At 63.7% G+C, this 20482-nt stretch carries 22 protein-coding genes; 7 read left to right on the top strand and 15 right to left on the bottom strand.

Translation table 11 applies throughout. The features are described 5' to 3' along the window. Positions 1-15: 15 nt before the first annotated feature. From holA to NTD88_RS24475, 3 genes are all read left to right on the top strand, one after another. Positions 16-1053 (top strand): DNA polymerase III subunit delta, encoded by a 1038-nt coding sequence (gene holA, locus NTD88_RS24485; RefSeq protein ID WP_095159316.1) that lies wholly within the window; start codon positions 16-18, stop codon positions 1051-1053. An 86-nt stretch (positions 1054-1139) separates the two neighbouring features. Beyond that, positions 1140-1304 carry an alternative ribosome rescue factor ArfA gene (gene arfA / locus NTD88_RS24480; RefSeq protein ID WP_095159317.1) on the top strand — a complete coding sequence of 55 codons (165 nt, stop codon included), beginning with the start codon at positions 1140-1142 and terminating at the stop codon, positions 1302-1304. Between the two features lie 61 nt (positions 1305-1365). Continuing rightward, positions 1366-2676, top strand: coding sequence for a lytic murein transglycosylase (locus NTD88_RS24475; protein ID WP_262154015.1), 1311 nt, complete (start codon positions 1366-1368; stop codon positions 2674-2676). A gap of 136 nt (positions 2677-2812) precedes the next feature. Here NTD88_RS24475 and lipA read toward each other — a convergent pair whose 3' ends face one another. The 12 genes from lipA to NTD88_RS24415 all read right to left on the bottom strand — a co-directional run bounded on the left by lipA (position 2813) and on the right by NTD88_RS24415 (position 14073). Then, entirely contained in the window at positions 2813-3811 is a 999-nt protein-coding gene (gene lipA, locus NTD88_RS24470) for a lipoyl synthase (RefSeq protein ID WP_095159319.1), read from the bottom strand. Between the two features lie 2 nt (positions 3812-3813). Continuing rightward, entirely contained in the window at positions 3814-4461 is a 648-nt protein-coding gene (lipB, locus tag NTD88_RS24465; RefSeq protein WP_095159320.1) for a lipoyl(octanoyl) transferase LipB, read from the bottom strand. Beyond that, on the bottom strand, positions 4461-4736 hold the full coding sequence (locus tag NTD88_RS24460; protein ID WP_095159321.1) for a DUF493 domain-containing protein: 276 nt from the start codon (positions 4734-4736) through the stop codon (positions 4461-4463). Before NTD88_RS24460 ends, lipB begins: the two co-directional genes overlap by 1 nt. A 74-nt stretch (positions 4737-4810) precedes the next feature. Further along, positions 4811-5971, bottom strand: a complete 1161-nt coding sequence (locus tag NTD88_RS24455) for a D-alanyl-D-alanine carboxypeptidase family protein (protein ID WP_095159322.1) — start codon at positions 5969-5971, stop codon at positions 4811-4813. Positions 5972-6117: 146 nt separating this feature from the next. Beyond that, positions 6118-7116: a septal ring lytic transglycosylase RlpA family protein gene (locus tag NTD88_RS24450; protein WP_095159323.1), complete on the bottom strand. Its 999-nt coding sequence runs from the start codon at positions 7114-7116 to the stop codon at positions 6118-6120. Further along, positions 7116-8126, bottom strand: a complete 1011-nt coding sequence (gene mltB / locus NTD88_RS24445; RefSeq protein ID WP_095159395.1) for a lytic murein transglycosylase B — start codon at positions 8124-8126, stop codon at positions 7116-7118. Before mltB ends, NTD88_RS24450 begins: the two co-directional genes overlap by 1 nt. Positions 8127-8143: 17 nt before the next feature. Next, the gene (gene rodA / locus NTD88_RS24440) at positions 8144-9247 is read right to left on the bottom strand and encodes a rod shape-determining protein RodA (protein WP_177454490.1); all 1104 of its coding nucleotides are present in this window, start codon (positions 9245-9247) and stop codon (positions 8144-8146) included. Positions 9248-9285: 38 nt separating this feature from the next. Further along, positions 9286-11181: a penicillin-binding protein 2 gene (mrdA, locus tag NTD88_RS24435; protein ID WP_095159325.1), complete on the bottom strand. Its 1896-nt coding sequence runs from the start codon at positions 11179-11181 to the stop codon at positions 9286-9288. Positions 11182-11198: 17 nt separating this feature from the next. Next, complete coding sequence (gene rlmH / locus NTD88_RS24430; RefSeq protein ID WP_009397919.1) at positions 11199-11666, bottom strand: 23S rRNA (pseudouridine(1915)-N(3))-methyltransferase RlmH; 468 nt, start codon at positions 11664-11666, stop codon at positions 11199-11201. A 9-nt stretch (positions 11667-11675) separates the two neighbouring features. Continuing rightward, positions 11676-12095 carry a ribosome silencing factor gene (gene rsfS, locus NTD88_RS24425; protein WP_095159326.1) on the bottom strand — a complete coding sequence of 140 codons (420 nt, stop codon included), beginning with the start codon at positions 12093-12095 and terminating at the stop codon, positions 11676-11678. A 51-nt stretch (positions 12096-12146) separates the two neighbouring features. Next, on the bottom strand, positions 12147-12800 hold the full coding sequence (nadD, locus tag NTD88_RS24420) for a nicotinate-nucleotide adenylyltransferase (protein ID WP_095159327.1): 654 nt from the start codon (positions 12798-12800) through the stop codon (positions 12147-12149). Between the two features lies 1 nt (position 12801). Continuing rightward, entirely contained in the window at positions 12802-14073 is a 1272-nt protein-coding gene (locus NTD88_RS24415; RefSeq protein ID WP_095159328.1) for a glutamate-5-semialdehyde dehydrogenase, read from the bottom strand. A gap of 279 nt (positions 14074-14352) precedes the next feature. On the opposite strand from NTD88_RS24415, the gene NTD88_RS24410 reads away from it, so the two are divergent. Both NTD88_RS24410 and NTD88_RS24405 read left to right on the top strand, forming a co-directional pair. After that, positions 14353-15045: a DNA-3-methyladenine glycosylase gene (locus tag NTD88_RS24410; RefSeq protein WP_095159329.1), complete on the top strand. Its 693-nt coding sequence runs from the start codon at positions 14353-14355 to the stop codon at positions 15043-15045. Positions 15046-15049: 4 nt separating this feature from the next. Then, positions 15050-16366: a bifunctional DedA family/phosphatase PAP2 family protein gene (locus NTD88_RS24405; protein WP_262154014.1), complete on the top strand. Its 1317-nt coding sequence runs from the start codon at positions 15050-15052 to the stop codon at positions 16364-16366. 3 nt (positions 16367-16369) lie between these two features. On the opposite strand, the gene NTD88_RS24400 is transcribed toward NTD88_RS24405, so the two are convergent. Genes NTD88_RS24400 through NTD88_RS24390 form a run of 3 tightly spaced genes read right to left on the bottom strand, consistent with a single transcriptional unit; the run spans position 16370 to position 18045 of the window. Continuing rightward, the gene (locus tag NTD88_RS24400; protein ID WP_095159331.1) at positions 16370-16960 is read right to left on the bottom strand and encodes an LON peptidase substrate-binding domain-containing protein; all 591 of its coding nucleotides are present in this window, start codon (positions 16958-16960) and stop codon (positions 16370-16372) included. A 9-nt stretch (positions 16961-16969) separates the two neighbouring features. Then, positions 16970-17686, bottom strand: a complete 717-nt coding sequence (locus tag NTD88_RS24395; RefSeq protein WP_095159332.1) for an LrgB family protein — start codon at positions 17684-17686, stop codon at positions 16970-16972. Further along, the gene (locus NTD88_RS24390; protein ID WP_095159333.1) at positions 17683-18045 is read right to left on the bottom strand and encodes a CidA/LrgA family protein; all 363 of its coding nucleotides are present in this window, start codon (positions 18043-18045) and stop codon (positions 17683-17685) included. The genes NTD88_RS24395 and NTD88_RS24390 overlap by 4 nt, the downstream gene beginning before the upstream one ends. Positions 18046-18215: 170 nt before the next feature. On the opposite strand from NTD88_RS24390, the gene NTD88_RS24385 reads away from it, so the two are divergent. Together NTD88_RS24385 and NTD88_RS24380 are read left to right on the top strand one after the other, a co-directional pair. After that, on the top strand, positions 18216-18671 hold the full coding sequence (locus NTD88_RS24385; RefSeq protein WP_262127386.1) for a MaoC family dehydratase: 456 nt from the start codon (positions 18216-18218) through the stop codon (positions 18669-18671). Between the two features lie 87 nt (positions 18672-18758). Next, a complete protein-coding gene (locus tag NTD88_RS24380; protein WP_262127388.1) occupies positions 18759-20480 on the top strand; it encodes a C13 family peptidase in 1722 nt (573 codons plus the stop codon). Positions 20481-20482 lie beyond the last annotated feature (2 nt).

The raw sequence follows: 20482 nt of genomic DNA, 5'->3' as shown, positions 1-20482 counted from the left end.
GCCCCGACTTCTTTTATGAAACTTGCTCCCGCCCAGCTCAACAAGCACCTGCAAGGCGCGCTCGCCCCGGTTTATGTGGTCAGCGGCGATGATCCGCTGCTGTGCCAGGAAGCCGCCGACGCCATTCGCCTGGCTGCGCGTCAGCAGGGCTTCGATGAGCGTCAGGTATTCAGCGCCGATGCCAACTTCGACTGGGGCACCCTGCTCCAGGCGGGTGCCAGCCTCTCGCTGTTCGCTCAGAAACGCGTGCTGGAACTGCGCCTACCCTCCGGCAAACCGGGCGACAAGGGCGCTGCGGCGCTGATCGAATATTGCTCACGCCCCGCCGAAGACACCCTTTTGCTGATCAGCCTGCCCAAGCTCGACGGCAGTGCGCAGAAAACCAAGTGGGGCAAAGCACTCGTCGAAGGGCCGCAGGTGCAGTTCATCCAGATCTGGCCGGTCGACACCCAGCAACTGCCGCAGTGGATCAACCAGCGCCTGGCCCAGGCCGGGTTGGCGGCGCAGCGTGATGCGGTGGAACTGATCGCCGCGCGGGTCGAAGGCAACTTGCTGGCCGCCGCCCAGGAAATCGAAAAGCTCAAGCTGCTCGCCGACGGCAACACCATCACCGTAGAAACGGTCCAGGGTGCGGTCGCCGACAGCGCGCGCTTCGACGTCTTCGGCCTGGTCGACGCCATCCTCAATGGCGAAGCCGCCCACGCCCTGCGCATGCTCGAAGGCCTGCGCGGCGAAGGCGTCGAGCCGCCGGTGATTCTCTGGGCCCTGGCCCGGGAGCTGCGCGTCCTCACCGGCCTGGCCCAGCAGTACAGCCAGGGCGTACCGTTGGACAAAGCCTTCAGCCAGGCTCGTCCGCCGGTCTGGGACAAGCGCAAGCCACTGATGAGCAAGGCACTGCAACGCCATTCGGCACAGCGCTGGGGTCAACTGCTGTTTGACGCCCAACGCATCGACGCGCAAATCAAGGGCCAGGCCCAAGGTTCGCCGTGGACCAGCCTGACCCGCCTTTCGCTGCTGATGGCCGGGCAGCGGCTGAACCTGCCGGCGGAATAACCGCCAGGATCGTGACCAACGGCCTTGCGACGGACGCGTGACAGTCCTATAGTTCGCGCCGAATCCACCCAGGCAGGACCTCTCCCATGAGCAAGAAATCGGCAAAATCCCGGCCGAACAAGGCCAAATCCATCATTGCCCAGCCCCTGTTCCGCAGCCGCCAGGAACAACCGGAAAAGGGCAAAGGCAGCTACCGCCGCGAAGCCTTCCAATCGAGAGATTGGGAGGCTTCTTGCTTTAAGGCCGCATGAAGGCAGGAAATCCACAGGCATGATATGGTCGTCACCTGACCCGTATTACCTGGATTCGTGCATGCCCTTCCGCCTTTCCCGTCGCTGGCAACTCCGCCAACTGACCGCTGCTTTCAGCCTCATCCTGCTCGTTGCCTGCGCCGAGCACCCGACCGCCGCCGATGCCCTGCCCATCGCGCCAGTCCAGCCGGCCCCGGTCCTTGTCCAGCCCACGCCATCCGCCGACATCGTAGTCCAGCCACAGCAAACGTTCGCCGAGTGGCAGGCCAGTTTCCGTCAGCAAGCGTTGCAAGCCGGCGTATCGCCAAGCCTGTTCGATCGCGCCTTTGCCGGCATCACCCCGGATATGGATGTGATCAAGGCCGACCGCAGTCAGCCGGAGTTCAGCCGCCCGGTATGGGAATACCTCGATGGCGCGCTGTCGCCGCTGCGGGTGCGCAACGGCAAGGCACTGCTGGCGCAGAACAGCGAACTGCTGAGCCGCATCGAGCAACGCTACGGTGTAGAGCGCAATGTGCTGGTGTCCGTCTGGGGCATGGAAAGCAATTTCGGCCAGTTCCAGGGCAACAAATCGGTGATCCGCTCCCTCGCGACCCTGGCCTATGAAGGCCGTCGCCCGGCGTTCGCCCAGGCACAGTTGCTGGCGGCGCTGAAGATCCTGCAGAACGGCGATATCGCCCCCGAAGCCATGCGCGGCTCCTGGGCCGGGGCCATGGGCCAGACCCAGTTCATCCCCACCACGTACGACACCCATGCCGTGGACTTCGACGGTGACGGCCGCCGCGACATCTGGAACAGCTCCCCCGACGCCCTCGCCTCCACCGCCCACTACCTGCAAAGTTCAGGCTGGAAACGTGGTGAGCCTTGGGGCTTCGAAGTCGAACTGGCACCGGGTTTCGATTACTGGCTGGCTGACGGCACTCAACGCAAAACCGTCGCAGAATGGCTGCACCTGGGCCTGAAACTGCCAGCCGGCGCTCGCGTCCCGGCCGGCAGCGAGCAACTCTCCGCCGCCCTGATACTGCCTGCGGGCTACCGTGGCCCGGCGTTCCTGGTGCTCGACAACTTCCGCGCGATCCTCAAGTACAACAATTCGTCGTCCTACGCCTTGGCGGTCAGCTTGCTGAACGAGCGCTTCGACGGAGGGGGCTACATCCGTGGCGCCTGGCCGAAGGACGATCTGCCGTTGAGCCGCAGCGAGCGCATCGAGTTGCAGGACCGGCTCAATGCCACCGGGCATGAGGCCGGCACGGCAGATGGCATTATCGGCGCCAACACCCGCAAAGCGATTCGCAATGCCCAACAGACCTTGGGCTGGCCGGCGGACGGGTATCCGACGCGCAAGCTGCTGGATAGCCTGCGCGCGCGCTGAAGGCCGCTATCGCGAGCAAGCTCGCTCCTACAATGTCCGCGTGATAATCCTGTAGGAGCGAGCTTGCTCGCGATGCCAAATACACAAAAAAGCCCCCGCACCTTCTCAGGTGCGGGGGCTTTTTTACAGGTCGGGATCAGAGCTTGATCTTGGCCTCATGCGCCTGCTGGTCGGCGTGGTACGAGGAACGTACCAACGGACCGGAAGCGACGTTCTTGAAGCCCATCTTGTAACCTTCCTCGGCGAACCAGGCGAAGGTGTCCGGGTGGACGAAACGCTGCACCGGCAGGTGGCTGCGGGACGGTTGCAGGTACTGGCCAAGGGTCAGCATGTCGATGTTGTGCTCGCGCATGCGGTGCATGACTTCGATCACTTCGTCGTCGGTCTCGCCCAGGCCGAGCATCAAGCCCGACTTGGTCGGTACATGCGGGACCAGTTCCTTGAACTTCTCCAGCAGGGTCAGCGACCACTGGTAGTCCGAGCCCGGACGCGCGGCCTTGTACAGACGCGGTACGGTTTCCAGGTTGTGGTTGAACACATCTGGCGGCTCCTGGGCGGTGATCGCCAGGGCCACATCCATACGACCACGGTAGTCCGGCACCAGGGTTTCCAGCTGGACGCCCGGGGACAGCGCGCGAATCTCGCGGATGCAGTCGGCGAAGTGCTGGGCACCGCCATCACGCAGGTCGTCACGGTCCACCGAGGTGATGACCACGTACTTCAGGCGCAGGTCGGCGATGGCGACCGCCAGGTTCTTCGGCTCGTCAGCGTCCAGCGCTTTCGGGCGGCCATGGCCGACGTCGCAGAACGGGCAGCGACGGGTGCAGATGTCACCCATGATCATGAAGGTCGCGGTACCGCCGGAGAAGCACTCACCCAGGTTCGGGCAGGATGCCTCTTCGCAAACGCTGTGCAGCTTGTGTTTGCGCAGCAGTTGCTTGATGCGATCGATCTCCGGAGAAATCGGGATGCGCACGCGGATCCAGTCGGGTTTCTTCGGCAGTTCGTCAGTGGGGATGATCTTTACCGGGATACGCGCAACCTTCTCGGCGCCACGCAGTTTCACACCGGCTTCAACCTTCGGCCGAGGGGCCGGGGTCACGGTGCTTTGCACCAGTTCTTGCACAATAGTCATTTTCAGTCGATTCCGCCCGCAAGGGTCGTCTGCTCAGCATAATCGAGGTGCTTGACCAGCTGTCCGCGCAGCCTTGCCCTGACCTCGGAGAGTTCGATCGGCCCTGCCTGGTCGCGTAGCTGGGTCATGGCCAGCCCGGCATACCCGCAGGGATTAATTCGGCGGAATGGCGCAAGGTCCATGTCCACATTCAAGGCAAGGCCATGGAACGAGCAGCCATTGCGGATTCGCAGGCCGAGGGACGCGATCTTCGCTCCATCGACATAAACACCCGGCGCATCGGGCTTGGCCGCGGCCTCGACACCGTAGCTGGCGAGCAACTCGACCAGACAGCGTTCGATACGCGTCACCAACTCACGGACACCAAAGCCCAGACGACGCACGTCGAGCATGAGGTAGGCCACCAGTTGGCCGGGGCCGTGGTAGGTCACCTGGCCGCCGCGATCGGTCTGAACCACCGGGATATCGCCCGGCACCAGCAGGTGCTCGGCCTTGCCGGCCTGGCCCTGGGTGAAGACCGACGGGTGCTCGACCAGCCAGACTTCGTCGCCGCTACCCGGCTGACGCTGGTCGGTGAACCGGCGCATGGCATCCAGCACCGGTTCGTAAGGCAGCAGGCCGAGGTCGCGAAAGCCGAGGCTGGCGGACATCAAAGCACCATTTTTACGATACCGGTGGCACGCAGGGCACTGTTGATGTCGTGCAGCTGGTCTTCGCCGGTAGCGACGATGTGCAGTTGCACGGTGGTGTATTTGCCTTCCTTGCTCTGGCGCTCAGCAAGCGTGGTCATATCGACCTCGGCGTATTTCTTGAGAACTTCGATCACGGTGTCCTTGAAGTGGACCACGGTGTCGCCAATTACCTTGATTGGGTAATCCGCGCAGGGGAATTCGATTTTTGGCGCTTTGACGTCAGCTTGAGTCATGGCAGTACCGGCCTCGTAAGCCGTGGCAACAACAATGCCCCTGCATGGTGGCAGGGGCATGGCAGGTCACGATATCAGTTGAACAACCCGTAGAAGAACAGACGAATGCTATCCCACACCCGGCGGAAGAAACCACCTTCCTCGACGCCGTCCAGCGCAATCAGGTCGGCGCTGTGAACAACGTTGTCATCCAGTTTGACTTCGACTTTACCGATCACGTCACCTTTGGCGATCGGTGCAACCAGTTGCGGGTTCATGGTCATGCTGGCGGCCAGTTTCTTCAATTGGCCTTTAGGCAAAGTCATGGTCAGGTCTTCGGCCAGACCGGCTTTGACCTGGCTGCTGGTGCCCTTCCAGACCTGGGCCTGAGCCAGCTCGGTGCCTTTCTGGTAGAAGGTCTGGGTTTCGAAGAAGCGGAAACCGTAGGTCAGCAGCTTCTGGGTCTCGGCGGCGCGGGACTGTTCGCTGTTGGTACCGAATACCACGGCGATCAGGCGCATGCCGTCACGAACGGCGGACGATACCATGCAGTAGCCGGCTTCGTCGGTGTGGCCGGTCTTCAGACCATCGACGGTCTTGTCACGCCACAGCAGCAGGTTGCGGTTGGGCTGCTTGATGTTGTTCCAGAAGAACTCCTTCTGCGAGTAGATCGCGTAGTGAGCCGGGTCTTCGTGGATGATCGCGCGAGCCAGCACGGCCATGTCGTGCGCCGAGGAGTAGTGCTCCGGGTGCGGCAGGCCGGTCGGGTTCATGAAGTGGCTGTTGCTCATGCCGAGGTCGCCGGCAGTCTTGTTCATCATGTCGGCGAAGGCGTCTTCGCTGCCGGCGATGTGTTCGGCCAGCGCCACGCTGGCGTCGTTACCCGACTGGATGATGATCCCGTGCAGCAGATCGCTGACGGTGACCTGGGTGCCGACCTTGATGAACATCCGCGAACCACCGGTGCGCCAGGCGTTTTCGCTGACGGTTACCGGGTCGCTCTCGCCGATCTGTCCGCGACGGATATCCAGGGTCGCGATGTAGGCGGTCATCAACTTGGTCAGGCTCGCCGGAGGCAGACGCTGGTCGCCATTGTTCTCGACCAGGATGTTGCCGCTGGAGGCTTCCATGAGCACGTAGGACTTGGCTGCCAGTTGCGGCGGCGACGGCATCATCTGCTCTGCCGCGAAGGCGGCAGGGGTGATCATCAGCGGAACAAGCAGGCAAAGGCGTTTGGCAAAGGTGGTGATGTTCATCCGTCTCTCGAAATGGCTTATGGGCTCATGCCCTGAAGGGCAAAGTTACAAAAGGCGCTGCGACAAACCGCCGCGCCTGCGAGCAAAACCGCCATTGTACATGGCTGTTCGGCCCGGCTACATGACAAACCGACCAGTCCCCCCGGTCAGTCCGCCGTGACTACTTTCGCCTGTCCCAGGTTGGCCAGGCGTACGCTGTCCTGCGTCTGCTGGACCTCGCCCTGACTGCGGATCGGCCCCAGGCGCACGCGGTGCAGGGTCTGCTGGTTGCGCACGATGGAACTGATGAACACCGGCGCGCTGACCATGCCGCTCAACTTGGAGCGTAGCAACTCGGCGGCGTCCGGGTTGGCGAATGCGCCAACCTGCAGGAATGTGCCGCCATTGGCCGGCACGCTGTTGCTGGCGACCTGCACCGGCAGGACTGCGGCGGCGTGCTGCTGCGGCGGCGGCGTCCACTGTTCGACGGTGCCGGTGCTCGCCGCAATCGGCTTGGCCTGGGCCACTTGCGGCTGGTCGAGTACCAACGGCGCCGGGCGCCCCTTCTGGGCCCACCATTGCTGCGGGTCGATGCCCTCGACGCGAACCCGCGCGGTGCCGGTTTCGGCGTAACCGAGCTTCTTCGCTGCCGCATAGGACAGGTCGATGATACGGTCGGAATAGAACGGGCCGCGGTCATTGACCCGCAGGATCACGCTGCGGTTGTTGTCCAGGTTGGTCACCTTGACGTAGGCCGGCAGCGGCAGGGTCTTGTGCGCCGCAGTCATGGCGTAGAGGTCGTAGACCTCGCCGTTGGCGGTGTTCTGCCCGTGGAACTTGGTGCCGTACCAGGACGCGGTGCCCTGGGCGACATAGTTGCGCGAGTCGGGGATCGGGAAGTAGGTCTTGCCCAGTACGGTGTACGGGTTGGCCTTGTAGTTACCGGTGTGCACGGTTGGCGTGGCGTCCGGGATCTTCGAGACATCGACGTCCCACCACGGCGCGCCGTCCTTGTGGGCCCGGTTGATGTCCAGCCCGGGCTTGGCGCGGACCACGTTGCCGCTGCTGCTCTGGGTCGGACGGCTGGAAGAACAACTGACCAGCACCAGGCCAAGCGCCGCGCAGCCCAGCAGTTTCAGCGATGTAGCAGAGAACAGTATGCGCATTACCGGGCGCCCCTTGCCTGAACCAGCAGGTCTGAAAGTTGATGTACCGCCATGGCGTACATCACGCTGCGGTTATAGCGAGTGATCGCGTAGAAGTTCTTCAGGCCAAGCCAGTACTCGGGGCCGTTTTCGCCTTCAAGCCGGAAAGCGGTGACCGGCAGATCATCGCGCAGCGCATCATGACTCGACCAGCCCAATGCCCGCAACTCCCCCACCGTCTTGACCGGCTCGATGCCCGGGCTCAGGCCTTCGTCGACACGCTCGCCACGGACCATGGCACGACTGACCACCGGCTCGCCGGCAACCCAGCCGTGACGCTTGAAGTAGCTGGCGACGCTGCCGATGGCGTCGTCGGGGTTGTTCCAGATGTTGATGTGGCCGTCACCGTCGAAGTCCACGGCGTAGGCGCGGAAGCTGCTCGGCATGAACTGCGGCAGCCCCATGGCTCCGGCGTAGGAACCCTTGAGGGTCAGCGGATCGATCTGCTCTTCGCGGGCCAGCAGCAGGAATTCACGCAGTTCCTTGCGGAAGAACGGGGCCCGCTGCGGGTAATCGAAGGCCAGGGTCGACAGCGCGTCCATGACCCGGTAGTTGCCGGTATTGCGGCCAAAGAAGGTTTCGACGCCGATGATCGAGACGATCACCTGCGCCGGCACGCCGTATTCCTGCTCGGCGCGGGCCAGAGCAGCCTCGTGCTGGCGCCAGAAGTCCACACCACGGGCGATACGCGCGTCGGTGAGGAACATCGGCCGGTATTCTTTCCACGGCTTGACCCGTTCTGCAGGACGGGAAATGGCGTCGAGGATCGCCTGCTTGCGCTGGACATCGCGGAACACGCCCATCAACTGCTCACCGGCGAACCCGTAGTCACGGGTCATCTCGCCGACGAATTCGGCTACCTGGGGGGATCCATCGTAGTCGCCGGCGCTGGCCTGCTGCACGCCGCCGAACAGCCCGATCAGGCCCGCCAGAGGTACACAACGGGCCATCCAGCCACGCATTGCTTGCATCAAGAAATTCACCTTACTCAAACCTGCGCGATCCATTTGCGGTGGGTATGGATCGACATGAGAACGCCAAACGCTGACAGCAGCGTCACCAGCGAAGTTCCACCATAACTAATGAAGGGCAGCGGCACGCCCACGACGGGCAGCAATCCGCTGACCATGCCGATATTGACGAAGACGTACACGAAGAAGGTCATGGTCAGGCTGCCGGCCAGCAACTTGCCGAACAGGGTCTGGGCCTGGGCGGTGATCACCAGCCCGCGGCCGATCAGCAGCAGGTAGATCAGCAACAGCGCGCAGATGCCCACCAGGCCGAACTCTTCGCCGAGCACGGCGATGATGAAGTCGGTGTGGCTTTCCGGGAGAAAGTCCAGGTGCGACTGGGTGCCCAGCAGCCAGCCTTTGCCGAATACGCCACCGGAACCGATCGCCGCCTTCGACTGGATGATGTTCCAGCCAGTGCCCAGCGGATCACTTTCCGGGTCGAGGAAGGTCAGGACCCGTTGCTTCTGGTAGTCATGCATGACAAAGAACCACATCGCCACCGCCACCGGCACGGCCGCCGCCAGCACGCTGATGATCCAGCGCCAGCGCAGCCCGCCCATGAACAGCACAAAGGCACCGGAGGCGAGGATCAGCAGCGCGGTGCCGAGGTCAGGCTGGCGAACGATGAGGATGAACGGGACGCCGATCAGCACCAGGCTGATCATTACGTGTTTCAGGTGCGGCGGCAGCGTGCGCTTGGCCAGGTACCAGGCGATGGTCGCCGGCATGATGATCTTCATGAATTCCGACGGCTGGAAGCGAATCACCCCGGGAATGTTGATCCAGCGCGTCGCACCCATGGCGTTGTGGCCCATCACGTCCACCACCACCAGCAGGATTACCCCGAACACGTAGCCCAGCGGCACCCAGCGCGCCATGAAACGCGGTTCGAGCTGGGCAATGACGAACATCGAGACCAGGCCGATACCGAACGACGTCGCCTGCTTGAGCAGCAGGTCCCAGTTCTTGCCGCTGGCCGAATAAAGGACGAACAGGCTGCCGGCCGCGAGGGTCAGCAGCAGGATCAGCAAAGGGCCGTCGACATGGATGCGCTGCAGGAAGCTGGCGCGCCGACGCATCACGTCCTCGCTGGAGAGCATGCGATCGAAATTACTCTTCACGGGGCCGGTTCCTGGGCAACGGTGGCGGAGGGGTCAGCGTATTCGGGTTTGAGACGGCCATGTTCGTCCAGCAGCCAGGCGTCCATCACCTGACGCAGCACCGGCGCAGCGACACCCGAGCCGGACTCGCCGTTCTCGACCATCACCGAGATGACGATGCGCGGATCTTCGGCCGGGGCGAAACCAACGAACAGGGCGTGGTCGCGATGGCGCTCCTGGACCTTGTTGCGGTCGTACTTCTCGCCCTGCTTGATCGCCACGACCTGGGCCGTACCACTCTTGCCGGCAATCCGGTACTGGGCGCCGACAGCGGCTTTGCGCGCGGTGCCGCGGGCGCCGTGCATCACCTGTTCCATGCCGTGGGTGACCTTGGCCCAGTCGGACTTGTCACGCAGGACGATGTCTTCCATCGGGTTCGGATCGACCGGCGGCTGGCCTTCGATGGTCTTGGCCAGGTGCGGACGGATCCACTTGCCCTTGCTGGCGATCAGCGAGATGGCCTGGGCCAGTTGCAGCGGGGTTGCCTGCATGTAGCCCTGGCCGATCCCGAGAATCAGCGTCTCGCCCGGGAACCAGGCCTGGCGGCGGGTGGCGCGTTTCCATTCGCGGGACGGCATCAGCCCCGGCGATTCCTCGAACATGTCCAGCGCGACCTTCTGGCCGATGCCGAAGCGGTTCATGTAGCTGGACAGCTTGTCGATGCCCATCTTGTGCGCGAGGTCGTAGAAGTAGGTGTCGTTGGACCGCATGATCGCCGTGTCGAGGTCGACCCAGCCGTCACCGGTGCGGTTCCAGTTGCGGTATTTGTGATCGTAATTGGGCAGTTGGTAGTAGCCCGGGTCGAACACCCGTGTCGAGGCGTTGACCACCCCGGAATCGAGGCCGGCGACGGCAACGGCGGGCTTGATGGTCGAGCCCGGTGGATAGAGCCCGCGCAGCACGCGGTTGAACAACGGCCGGTCGATCGAGTCACGCAGCTCGGCGTAGGCCTTGAAACTGATGCCGGTGACGAACAGGTTCGGGTCGAAGCTCGGCTGGCTGACCATCGCCAGCACTTCGCCGGTTTTCGGGTCGAGGGCCACGATGGCGCCGCGACGCCCGCCCAACGCGGCTTCGGCCGCTTCCTGCAGCTTGATGTCGAGGCTCAGGACGATGTCCTTGCCGGGAATCGGGTCGGTCCGCTTGAGCACCCGCAACACTCGGCCGCGGGCGTTGGTCTCGACTTCCTCGTAACCCACCTGGCCGTGCAGCTCGGGCTCGTAGAAGCGCTCGATGCCGGTCTTGCCAATATGGTGGGTGCCGCTGTAGTTGACCGGATCGAGGACCTTCGCCTCTTTCTCGTTGATCCGTCCGACGTAGCCGACCGAATGAGCGAAATGCGCACCTTGTGGATAATGCCGCACCAACTGCGCCACCACTTCCACTCCGGGCAGACGGAACTGGTTCACCGCAACCCGGGCGATCTGCTCCTCGGTCAGCTCGAACAGGATCGGCACCGGCTCGAATGGCCGACGCCCCTGTTTCATGCGTTTCTCGAACAGCGCGCGGTCGTCCGGAGTCAGCTCCAGCACCTCGACGATCACGTCGAGGACCGCCTGCCAGTCGCCGGAACGCTCCCGGGTCATGCTCAGGCTGAAGCTGGGACGGTTGTCGGCGATGATCACGCCATTGCGGTCGAAGATCAGCCCGCGGGTCGGCGGAATCGGCTGCACGTGCACCCGATTGTTCTCCGACAGCGTGGAGTGATACTCGTACTGGATCACCTGCAGGTAATACAGGCGGGCGATCAGCACGCAGATCAGCAGAAGGATCGCCACTGCACCGACCACGACGCGGCTACGCACCAGACGGGCGTCTTTCTCGTGATCCTTGAGGCGAATCGGCTGCGACATTGAAAAGGCTTACAGGCTTATTTGTGGTAAGGGTGCCCGGACAAAACAGTCCAGGCGCGATAAATCTGTTCGCCAATCAGTATCCGTACCAATGGGTGTGGCAGGGTCAGCGGAGACAGCGACCAGCGCTGCTCGCTGCGCGCACAGACTTCCGGCGCCAGCCCTTCGGGGCCGCCGACCATCAGGTTGACGGTACGCGAATCCAACCGCCAGCGGTCGAGCTCGACCGCCAGTTGCTCAGTGCTCCAGGGCTTGCCATGGACCTCCAGGGTGACAATCCGTTCCCCTGGCTGGACCTTGGCGAGCATGGCCTCGCCCTCCTGACGAATCAGGCGAGCGACGTCGGCATTCTTGCCCCGGGTGTTGAGCGGAATTTCCACCAGTTCCAGGGACAGCTCGGACGGCAGGCGCTTGGCATATTCATGCCAGCCTTCCTCGACCCACTTGGGCATGCGCGAGCCGACCGCGATCAGGCGCAGACGCATGACGCTTCCTTATTCCCGGTCTTTGAGCTTGTCGGAATAGTCGTGGACGTTTTCCGGGCTGTGGTGCTTGCCATCGGCGGCGCGGCTTTGCTCGGCGCCAGCCCACAGACGCTCCAGATCGTAGAACTGGCGCGCGGCGGCGGTCATCATGTGCACGATGACATCGTTCAGGTCCAGCAGGACCCAGTCGCTGTCGCCCTTGCCTTCTTCGCCCAGCGGCATGACGCCCTTGGTCTTGACGAACTCGCGAACCTTCTCCGCCATCGCGTTGATCTGGCGATTGGAGGTACCGGTGGCGATGATCATGTAGTCGGTCAGGCTGTGCTTGTCGTGCACGTCGATGACCTGGATATCCTGGGCCTTGACGTCTTCCAGGGCCGATTTGGTCAACTGGACCAGCTCTTCGCCGGTGATTTTCTGCTTGGTCATAAAAAACTCGTTCAACTCATTGAATGAGGCGCCCGCGGGGCGCCTGCAGTTCTACGCACGGTAAAGGCCGTGCGTTTCGATATAGGCCAGTACTGCGTCCGGCACCAGGAACCTCACCGACTTGCCGCTGGCCAGCAGCTGTCGGATTTGCGTGGCAGACACCGAAAGTGGCGTCTGCCAAACGAACGAAATGTTCCCCGCCGGGCCGGACATGGCGGTGGGATCGCTCTCCGAGCGCGCAGCCAGCAGGTTGCGCAACTCGTCAGGGGGCTCGACATCGGCATCCGGGCGTTGCAGCACCAGGATGTGACAATGTCGCAACAATTCTTCCCAGCGATGCCAGCCGGGCAGGCCGCAAAAGGCATCCCAGCCCAGCAGCAGGAACAACTGGTCGTCGGCGCCCAACTCGGCGCGCATCGACTCCAGGGTGTCGATGGTGTACGACGGCTTGTCGCGGGCCAGCTCACGGGCATCCACGCTCAGCCGGTCAACACCTTCGACGGCGCAACTGACCATCGCCAGACGGTCCTGCGGCACCACATGCGGTGTGTCGCGGTGCGGTGGCCGGGCGTTGGGCAGCAGGCGCACCTCGTCGAGCCCCATCAGCTCGACCACTTCCAGCGCGCTGCGCAGGTGGCCGATGTGCACGGGATCGAAGGTGCCACCCAGCACGCCGATACGCCGGACCGCCTGGGCCTTGCTCAACTCAGCAGGACTCCTGTCCACGCAACTGGCCGTCACCGACGACCACGTATTTCTCGCACGTCAGGCCTTCCAGACCAACAGGGCCGCGGGCGTGCAGCTTGTCGGTGGAAATGCCGATTTCCGCACCCAGACCGTACTCGAAGCCATCGGCGAAGCAGGTCGGGGTGTTGATCATCACCGACGCCGAATCCACTTCGGCCACGAAACGCCGGGCCTGGCCCTGGTGTTCGGTGACGATGGAGTCAGTGTGGTGAGAACCATAGTGATTGATGTGTTCGATGGCCGCCTCGACGCCGTCGACGATGCGGATCGACAGGATCGCCGCCAGGTACTCGGTGTGCCAGTCTTCCTCGGTCGCCGTAACGGCCTCGATGATCTGCCGGGTACGCTCGCAACCACGCAGTTCGACGCCTTTTTCCCGGAATTGGCGGGCCATTTCCGGCAAGAACTCGGCCGCGACGGTGGCATCCACCAGCAGGGTTTCCATGGCGCCGCAAATGCCGTAGCGGTAGGTCTTGGCGTTGAACGCGATGCGCCGGGCCTTGTCCAGCTCGGCATGTTCGCCGACATAGACGTGGCAAATGCCATCGAGGTGCTTGATGACTGGCACCCGGGCATCGCGGCTGATGCGCTCGATCAGGCCCTTGCCGCCACGGGGAACGATGACGTCAACGAACTCCGGCATGGTGATGAGCGCGCCCACCGCCTCGCGGTCGGTGACTTCCACCACCTGGACCACTGCCGGCGGCAGACCAGCCTCGGCCAGGCCGCGCTGGATGCAGGCGGCGATGGCGCGGTTGGAGTGAATCGCCTCGGAACCGCCGCGCAGGATGGTGGCGTTACCCGACTTCAGGCACAGGCTGGCGGCGTCGATGGTCACGTTCGGCCGCGACTCGTAGATGATCCCGATCACGCCCAGTGGCACGCGCATCTTGCCGACCTGAATGCCCGATGGCCGATAGCTCATGTCGCGAATCGCCCCGACCGGGTCCGGCAGAGTGGCCACCTGACGCAGACCGACGATCATGCCGTCGATGCGTGCCGGGGTCAGCGCCAGACGATCGAGCATGGCCGGTTCCAGGCCATTGGCCCGGCCGGCGGCCAGATCGAGTTCATTGGCAGCGGACAGTTCGGTGCGAGCCGCGTCCAGCGCGTTGGCGGCAGCGTGCAGGGCGCGGTTCTTCTGCGCGGTGCTGGCACGGCCGATCACGCGGGACGCCTCACGGGCGGCGCGACCCAGGCGGGTCATGTAGTCAAGAACGGACTCAGTCATGGGGCTCAGTGTCTTGGCGGAGGGGAAAATCGGACGAGTATAACTGCGACAGGGTTATACGCCCAGCGGTGACAGGCGGATGGTAGGACGTGAGTCACAGGAATGTGGCCCTTCGCGAGCAAGCTCGCTTCTACAGCCTCAAATCCGCGTAGGAGCGAGCTTGCTCGCGAAGGCGGGAACGCAGCCGCCACAGACAGGCAGATAGCGTCTCTTCCGTTCAGCTTCGATAAAGGAAGAAGTTGCTATCATCGGCACTTCTTCCCCCTGCCCAAAACCACCATGTCCCAACCAGCGCCCTGCCCGCCCCGTGCCTTGCCCGACGCCTTTTTCGACCGCGACGCCCAGGTCCTCGCCAAGGACCTGCTGGGCAAAGTGATCCGCCATCGCCACGGTCCCTACTGGCTGTCGGCGCGGATCATCGAGACCGAGGCCTATTACCTCGACGAGAAAGGCAGCCACGCCTCGCTCGGCTATACCGAGAAACGCAAGGCGCTGTTCCTCGATGGCGGGCATATCTACATGTACTACGCGCGCGGTGGCGATTCGCTCAACTTCAGCGCTCAAGGGCCGGGAAACGCAGTACTGATCAAATCCGCCTTCCCGTGGGTCGATGCCGTCTCCGACAGCAACGCCCTGGCACAAATGCAGGTCAACAACCCGGACGCCAGCGGCGGGGTCCGCCCGATCGAGCGGCTCTGCAACGGGCAAACCCTGCTGTGCAAAGCCCTGGGCCTGAAAGTGCCGACCTGGGACGCCAAGCGCTTCGATCCGGAACGGCTGTTTGTCGAGGACTGTGGAATCATCGTGCAACACATTATCCAGGCCAGCCGGCTGGGCATTCCCAAGGGCCGCGACGAACATCTGCCGCTTCGTTTCGTCGACGCCGAATACGCCCGTCACTGCACGCGGAACCCGCTGCGCCGCGGCCAAGTCGAAGGGCGCGACTTCTCTCTACTGACACAAGGAAACTGACACGATGGGCCCATGGCTCGACAGCCTGACCGGCTGGCTGACCGCGAACCCGCAATGGCTGGGCGTCGCGATTTTTCTGGTGGCCTGCGTCGAATGCCTGGCCATCGCCGGGATCATCGTGCCCGGCACTGTCCTGTTGTTCGCGGTCGCCGTGCTGGCCGGCAGCGGCGCGCTATCCCTGAGCGAAACCCTGCTGCTGGGTTTTCTCGGCGGGTTGCTGGGTGATGCCATCTCCTACACCGTGGGACGACGTTTCCATCAGAACATCCGGCGCCTGCCGCTGCTGCGCCATCACCCGGAGTGGATTGGCAGCGCCGAAACCTACTTTCAGCGTTATGGCATCGCCAGTCTTCTGGTCGGCCGCTTCATTGGCCCATTGCGGCCGATGCTGCCGATGGTCGCCGGCATGTTCGACATGCCGCTGCCGCGCTTCATCGCTGTCAGCCTGATTGCCGGCGCCGGCTGGGCGGTGGCCTATCTGCTGCCGGGCTGGGCCACCGGCGCGGCCATGCGCCTGCCGTTGCCGGAGGGTTTCTGGCCGCAGGCCGGCGTGGTCGCTGCGGGTGTGGCCATATTGATCGGGGTGAGCATCAACAGCAGCCTGCGCGCACAGCCCCGCGGGACACGGCTGATCGCCGCGGTCAGCCTGGTCATGCTGGTGGCGCTGTTCATCGGCTTCCCGCACCTGAGCCAGTTCGACCAGGGCCTGATGACCCTGATCCAGGAACACCGCAGCCGCGTCCTGGACGGCAGCATCGTGCTGATCACCCGCCTCGGCGACTTCCGCACCCAGCTCGTCGTCGCCGGCGTACTGGTGGCGCTGCTGGTGCTGGCACGGCAATGGCGCCCGGCCGTCTTCGCCTGCACCACCCTGCTGGGCACAGCCCTCGCCAACTCCGCCACCAAGTGGTTCTTCGCCCGCGCCCGCCCGGAAGTCCTGACCGATCCGCTGACCACCTACAGCATGCCCAGCGGTCACAGTTCCGCTTCGTTCGCCTTCTTCCTGACCCTCGCCGTGCTGGCCGGCCGCAGCCAGCCACCGCGGATGCGTCTAACCTGGATTCTGCTGGGCTGCCTGCCGGCGCTATCGATCGCGGTGTCGCGCGTTTATCTCGGCGTGCACTGGCCCACCGACATTCTCGCCGGTGGTCTGCTCGCCTGCTGCGTCTGCGCCATCAGCCTGGCACTGGTCCAGTACCGCGAGCCCCTGACGGCCATGCCGCTGCGGGTCTGGTGGCTGATTCTGCCGGCGTGCGTCGGCGTGCTGGCGTTCTTCGCCCTGCACGCGCTACCGCACGCCCTGCTGCGTTATCAGTACTGAGGGTCAGGCGAAGAGTTCGCCCTGGATGCGGTCGAGCAGCGACTGGATCGCCACCAGGCGCTGGGTAGGAGAGTCGATGGCGAGGAGCTTGAGCTTGTCCTCGTCATCGAACGGCAGCAGGTAGGCCAGTTGATTGGCCAGGGCCTGCTTGCCGGTGACCCGGCTGGCCATGTCCAGCCCTGAAACCATCGGGTGTTCGGCCAACGCCATGAGCAGCGCCAGCAGGTCGTCATCCTCGTCGTCCAGCGGCGGATCGTCCTGCTCATCCAGCCAGCGCACGTCAGCCACCAGCAGGTTGTCCTTGCGCACTTCGAAGTCATCGACCATGAAACGCCGTTCGCCCTTGACGCGAATGCCCAGCAGGCCGTTGTCCTGCTGCTGGAAATCCTCGATCAGCGCCTGGCAGCCGATGCCGGCGAAAGACTCCGGCGCCTTGCCGACCTGCTCGCCCTCGAGGATGCACACCACGCCAAAGCCGCCGCCCTGCTTCATGCAGCGGCCGATCATGTCCAGATAACGCGCCTCGAAGATCTGCAAATCCAGGTTGCAACCGGGAAACAGCACAGTGTTGAGGGTAAACAAGGGCAACGTCATTACAGGTCCTCAGGCTACCAGGCTGACCGCCAACGGCAGGAACACCGCGGTAGCCACACCCATCAAGCTCATGGCCAGGGCCGCGAACGCCCCGCACTCTTCACTTTCCTGCAGCGCCACCGAGGTGCCCACGGCGTGCGCTGTCAGACCCAGCGCCATGCCCCGGGCCTCGGGGCTGTTCACACCCAGCAGCGACAGCAGCGCCGGGCCGAAAATCGCCCCGATCACGCCGGTGATCAGCACGAACACCGCGGCCAGCGCGGCGACACCACCAATCTGCTCGGCCACCAGCATCGCGATCGGCGAGGTCACCGACTTCGGCGCGAGGGTCATCAGGATCATGTGCTCGGCACCGAACCACCAGCCCAGCAGCAGGCAGATAGCGGTCGCGAACACACCTCCGACTATCAGCGTAGTAAAGGTCGGCCAGAACAGTTGGCGGATCCGCCGCAGGTTCAGATAGAGCGGCACGGCCAGGGCGACCGTGGCCGGGCCCAGCAGGATATTCATGATTTCCGTGCTCTTGCGGTACTCGGCGTAGGTCAGGCCGCAACTGAGCAGCACGCCGATCACCACCAGCATCGAAACCAGCACCGGCTGGAGAAACAGCCAGCGGGTCTTTTCATACGCGGCGATCACCAGTTGGTAGGCGCCCAGGGTGATGCCGATGCCGAACAGCGGATGGTGGATAACGGCCTGCACCGCACCTTGCCAGTCGAGACTCATGGGCGATCCTCGCGGCGGGCCTGGCGGGCGATCATCTTCTGCATCAGCACGCCGCAGAAGGCCATGGCCAGAATCAGCGACAGCACCAGCGCGCCGGCAATCGCCCAGAAGTCGGCGACGATGTCAGCGGCATAGACCATCACCCCCACGGCTGGCGGCACCAGCAGCAGCGGCAGATAGCGCAGCAGGCTGGAAGCCGCCTCGCTCAGCGGCTCGCCGACTTCGCCCCGCACCATCAGGAAGACCAGCAGCAACACCAGGCCGATGATCGGCCCCGGAAGAATGGGTACAAACAGGTGATTGATCGCTGTACCGAGCAACTGGAACAGCACGAGCCACGTCAAACCGCGCAACAACATTGCCTATCTCCCTCAAACCTGGCGGCCATTATAAGCACGCTAACGACCGGTCTATACCCCGACATTCGCCCGGGTCATGCCTACTTGACCGAGCCAATGGAGCGTGCTGATCTTAAGCATTCGTATCTGCCTTAGTCATAAGAAATTCAAAGACAGTCAGGAGAGTCGCAATGCCCTATGTACCCGTTGCAGAGCTGCCGCAGTACGTTGGAAAGGAACTCGGACGTTCCGAATGGCTGAAGATCGATCAAGAGCGCATCAACCTGTTCGCCGAGGCCACCGGCGACTTCCAGTTCATTCACGTGGACCCGGCGAAGGCGGCAAAAACGCCATTTGGCAGCACCATCGCCCACGGTTTCCTCACCCTTTCGCTGATTCCCAAGCTGATGGAAGACATCCTGGTCCTGCCCGAGGGCCTGAAGATGGTCGTCAACTACGGCCTGGACAGCGTGCGCTTCATCCAGCCGGTCAAGGTCGACTCGAACGTCCGCCTCGCGGTGAGCCTCACCGAGGTCACCGAGAAGAAACCTGGCCAGTGGCTGCTCAAGGCCACCGCGACCCTGGAAATCGAAGGTGAAGAAAAACCGGCCTACATCGCCGAGCCCCTTTCCCTCGCGTTCGTCTGACGCCCGCTGGTGAAACGGCCTGACCGCCGTTTCACCAGAACCCTGGTTCTGCGGCATACTCTGGGCTTCAAACGCCCGGACCCCGCCATGCGCCCACTTGTTCCACTTGCCCTGATTCTGCTGCTCGCCGCCTGTGGCGATGGCGAACCGCTGTCGCCGCCCGATGCCCGCCTGCCCGATGGCGGCCGTTACCGGGGCGAGGTGGTCGACGGCCTGCTGCAGGGCGAAGGTCGCGTCGACTACCCCAACGGCAGTTGGTACGCCGGACACTTCAGCAACGGCCAGTGGCACGGCCAAGGCGAATGGCACGGCAGCAACGGCGAGGTCTATATCGGCCAGTTCCAGCAGGGACTGTTCCACGGCCAAGGCAAACTCACCACCCCGACCAGCAGCTACAGCGGCGGCTTCAAGCTCGGCCGGCGCGACGGCGAAGGCAGCCTGCGCGAAGGCGGTCAGCATTACCGTGGCCAGTTCAAGGACGACCAGTACAGCGGCGCCGGCGAGTTGGTGCTGGCCGACGGCAGCCAGTACCAGGGGCAGTTCGCCAAGGGCAAGCCCAATGGCGAAGGCGTTCGCAGCGACGCCAGCGGCAATCAGTTCAGCGGCCACTTCGTCGATGGCCTGCTCAAGGGCACCGGCACCTTCAACAGCGCCGAAGGCGATCAGTACATCGGCGAGTTCAAGGCCAACCGCCTGGAAGGCCGCGGCCGCTACGAGAATGCCGACGGCGACGTGTGGATCGGCGACTTCAAGGACGGCGCGCTCACCGGCAAAGGCGAGTTGTTTGCCGTTGACGGCAGCCATTACAAAGGCGGCTTCCGCGACTGGCGCTTCTCCGGCAAGGGCCGCCTGCAACTGGCCGATGGCAGCGTCTACAGCGGCGGTTTCGAAAACGACAGCTACCAGGGCAGCGGTCGCCTGGTCCTGCCCGGCGGCCGGGTCGAAGCCGGTCACTGGATCAACGGCCTGCGGGTGCGCGACGAACAGGGCCGGTTGCTGCCCGACCCGCTCGAGCAAGCCTTGCTCAACCAGGGCAGCCTGCTGGAACAGGCCCTGGGGCAAATACCGCCCTCCACCGGCGATATCGAACTCTACAGCCTGACCCTCGCGGGCGACGGCAACCAGAGCGTGTTCCTGCGCGAAGCCGACTACGTCAGCGACATGCTCAAGACCCGTTTCGGCGCCATTGGCCAGGTCAGCCTGGTCAACCACCGCGACCACCTCGCCGACCGGCCCATGGCCACCCGCGAGACCCTCACCCGCGCCGCCAAGCGCCTGGCCGAGCGCAGCGGCCCGGAAGACCTGGTGTTCGTCTACCTCACCACCCATGGCAGCCACGAGCATGAACTGGTGCTCGACCAGCCACGGCTGCAACTGGCTGACCTCCCCGCCGACGAACTGGCCGCCGCCCTCGCGCCGCTCAAGGAACGCGACAAGATCATTGTCATCTCCGCCTGCTATTCAGGTGGCTACATCGAACCGCTCAAGGATGAACGGACCCTGATCATGACCGCCTCGCGGGCCGACCGGGTGTCCTTTGGCTGTTCAGAAGAGGCGGACTTCACCTACTTCGGCGACGCGCTGTTCGCCCAGGCCCTGAACCAGACCGACGATCTGCAACAAGCATTCGAACTTGCCCGGGCCCATGTGGACCAACGGGAACAAGCCGAAGGCTTCGAAGCGTCCGAACCGCAGCTATGGGCGCCCAAAGGCGTCCTGGCACATTGGCAAAAACTGCGTCAGCAACAAGCGCGAAAAGCGCTGCAAAGTGCCACTGCGGTCGAGGAAAAAAGTACGGCCAGCCACTAAGC

Source organism: Pseudomonas sp. 20P_3.2_Bac5, from assembly GCF_025466035.1.
In the GTDB taxonomy this organism is placed as follows: domain Bacteria; phylum Pseudomonadota; class Gammaproteobacteria; order Pseudomonadales; family Pseudomonadaceae; genus Aquipseudomonas.
Note: the sequence above shows the minus strand (reverse complement) of the source record. Positions and strands in the feature narration are given on the sequence as shown.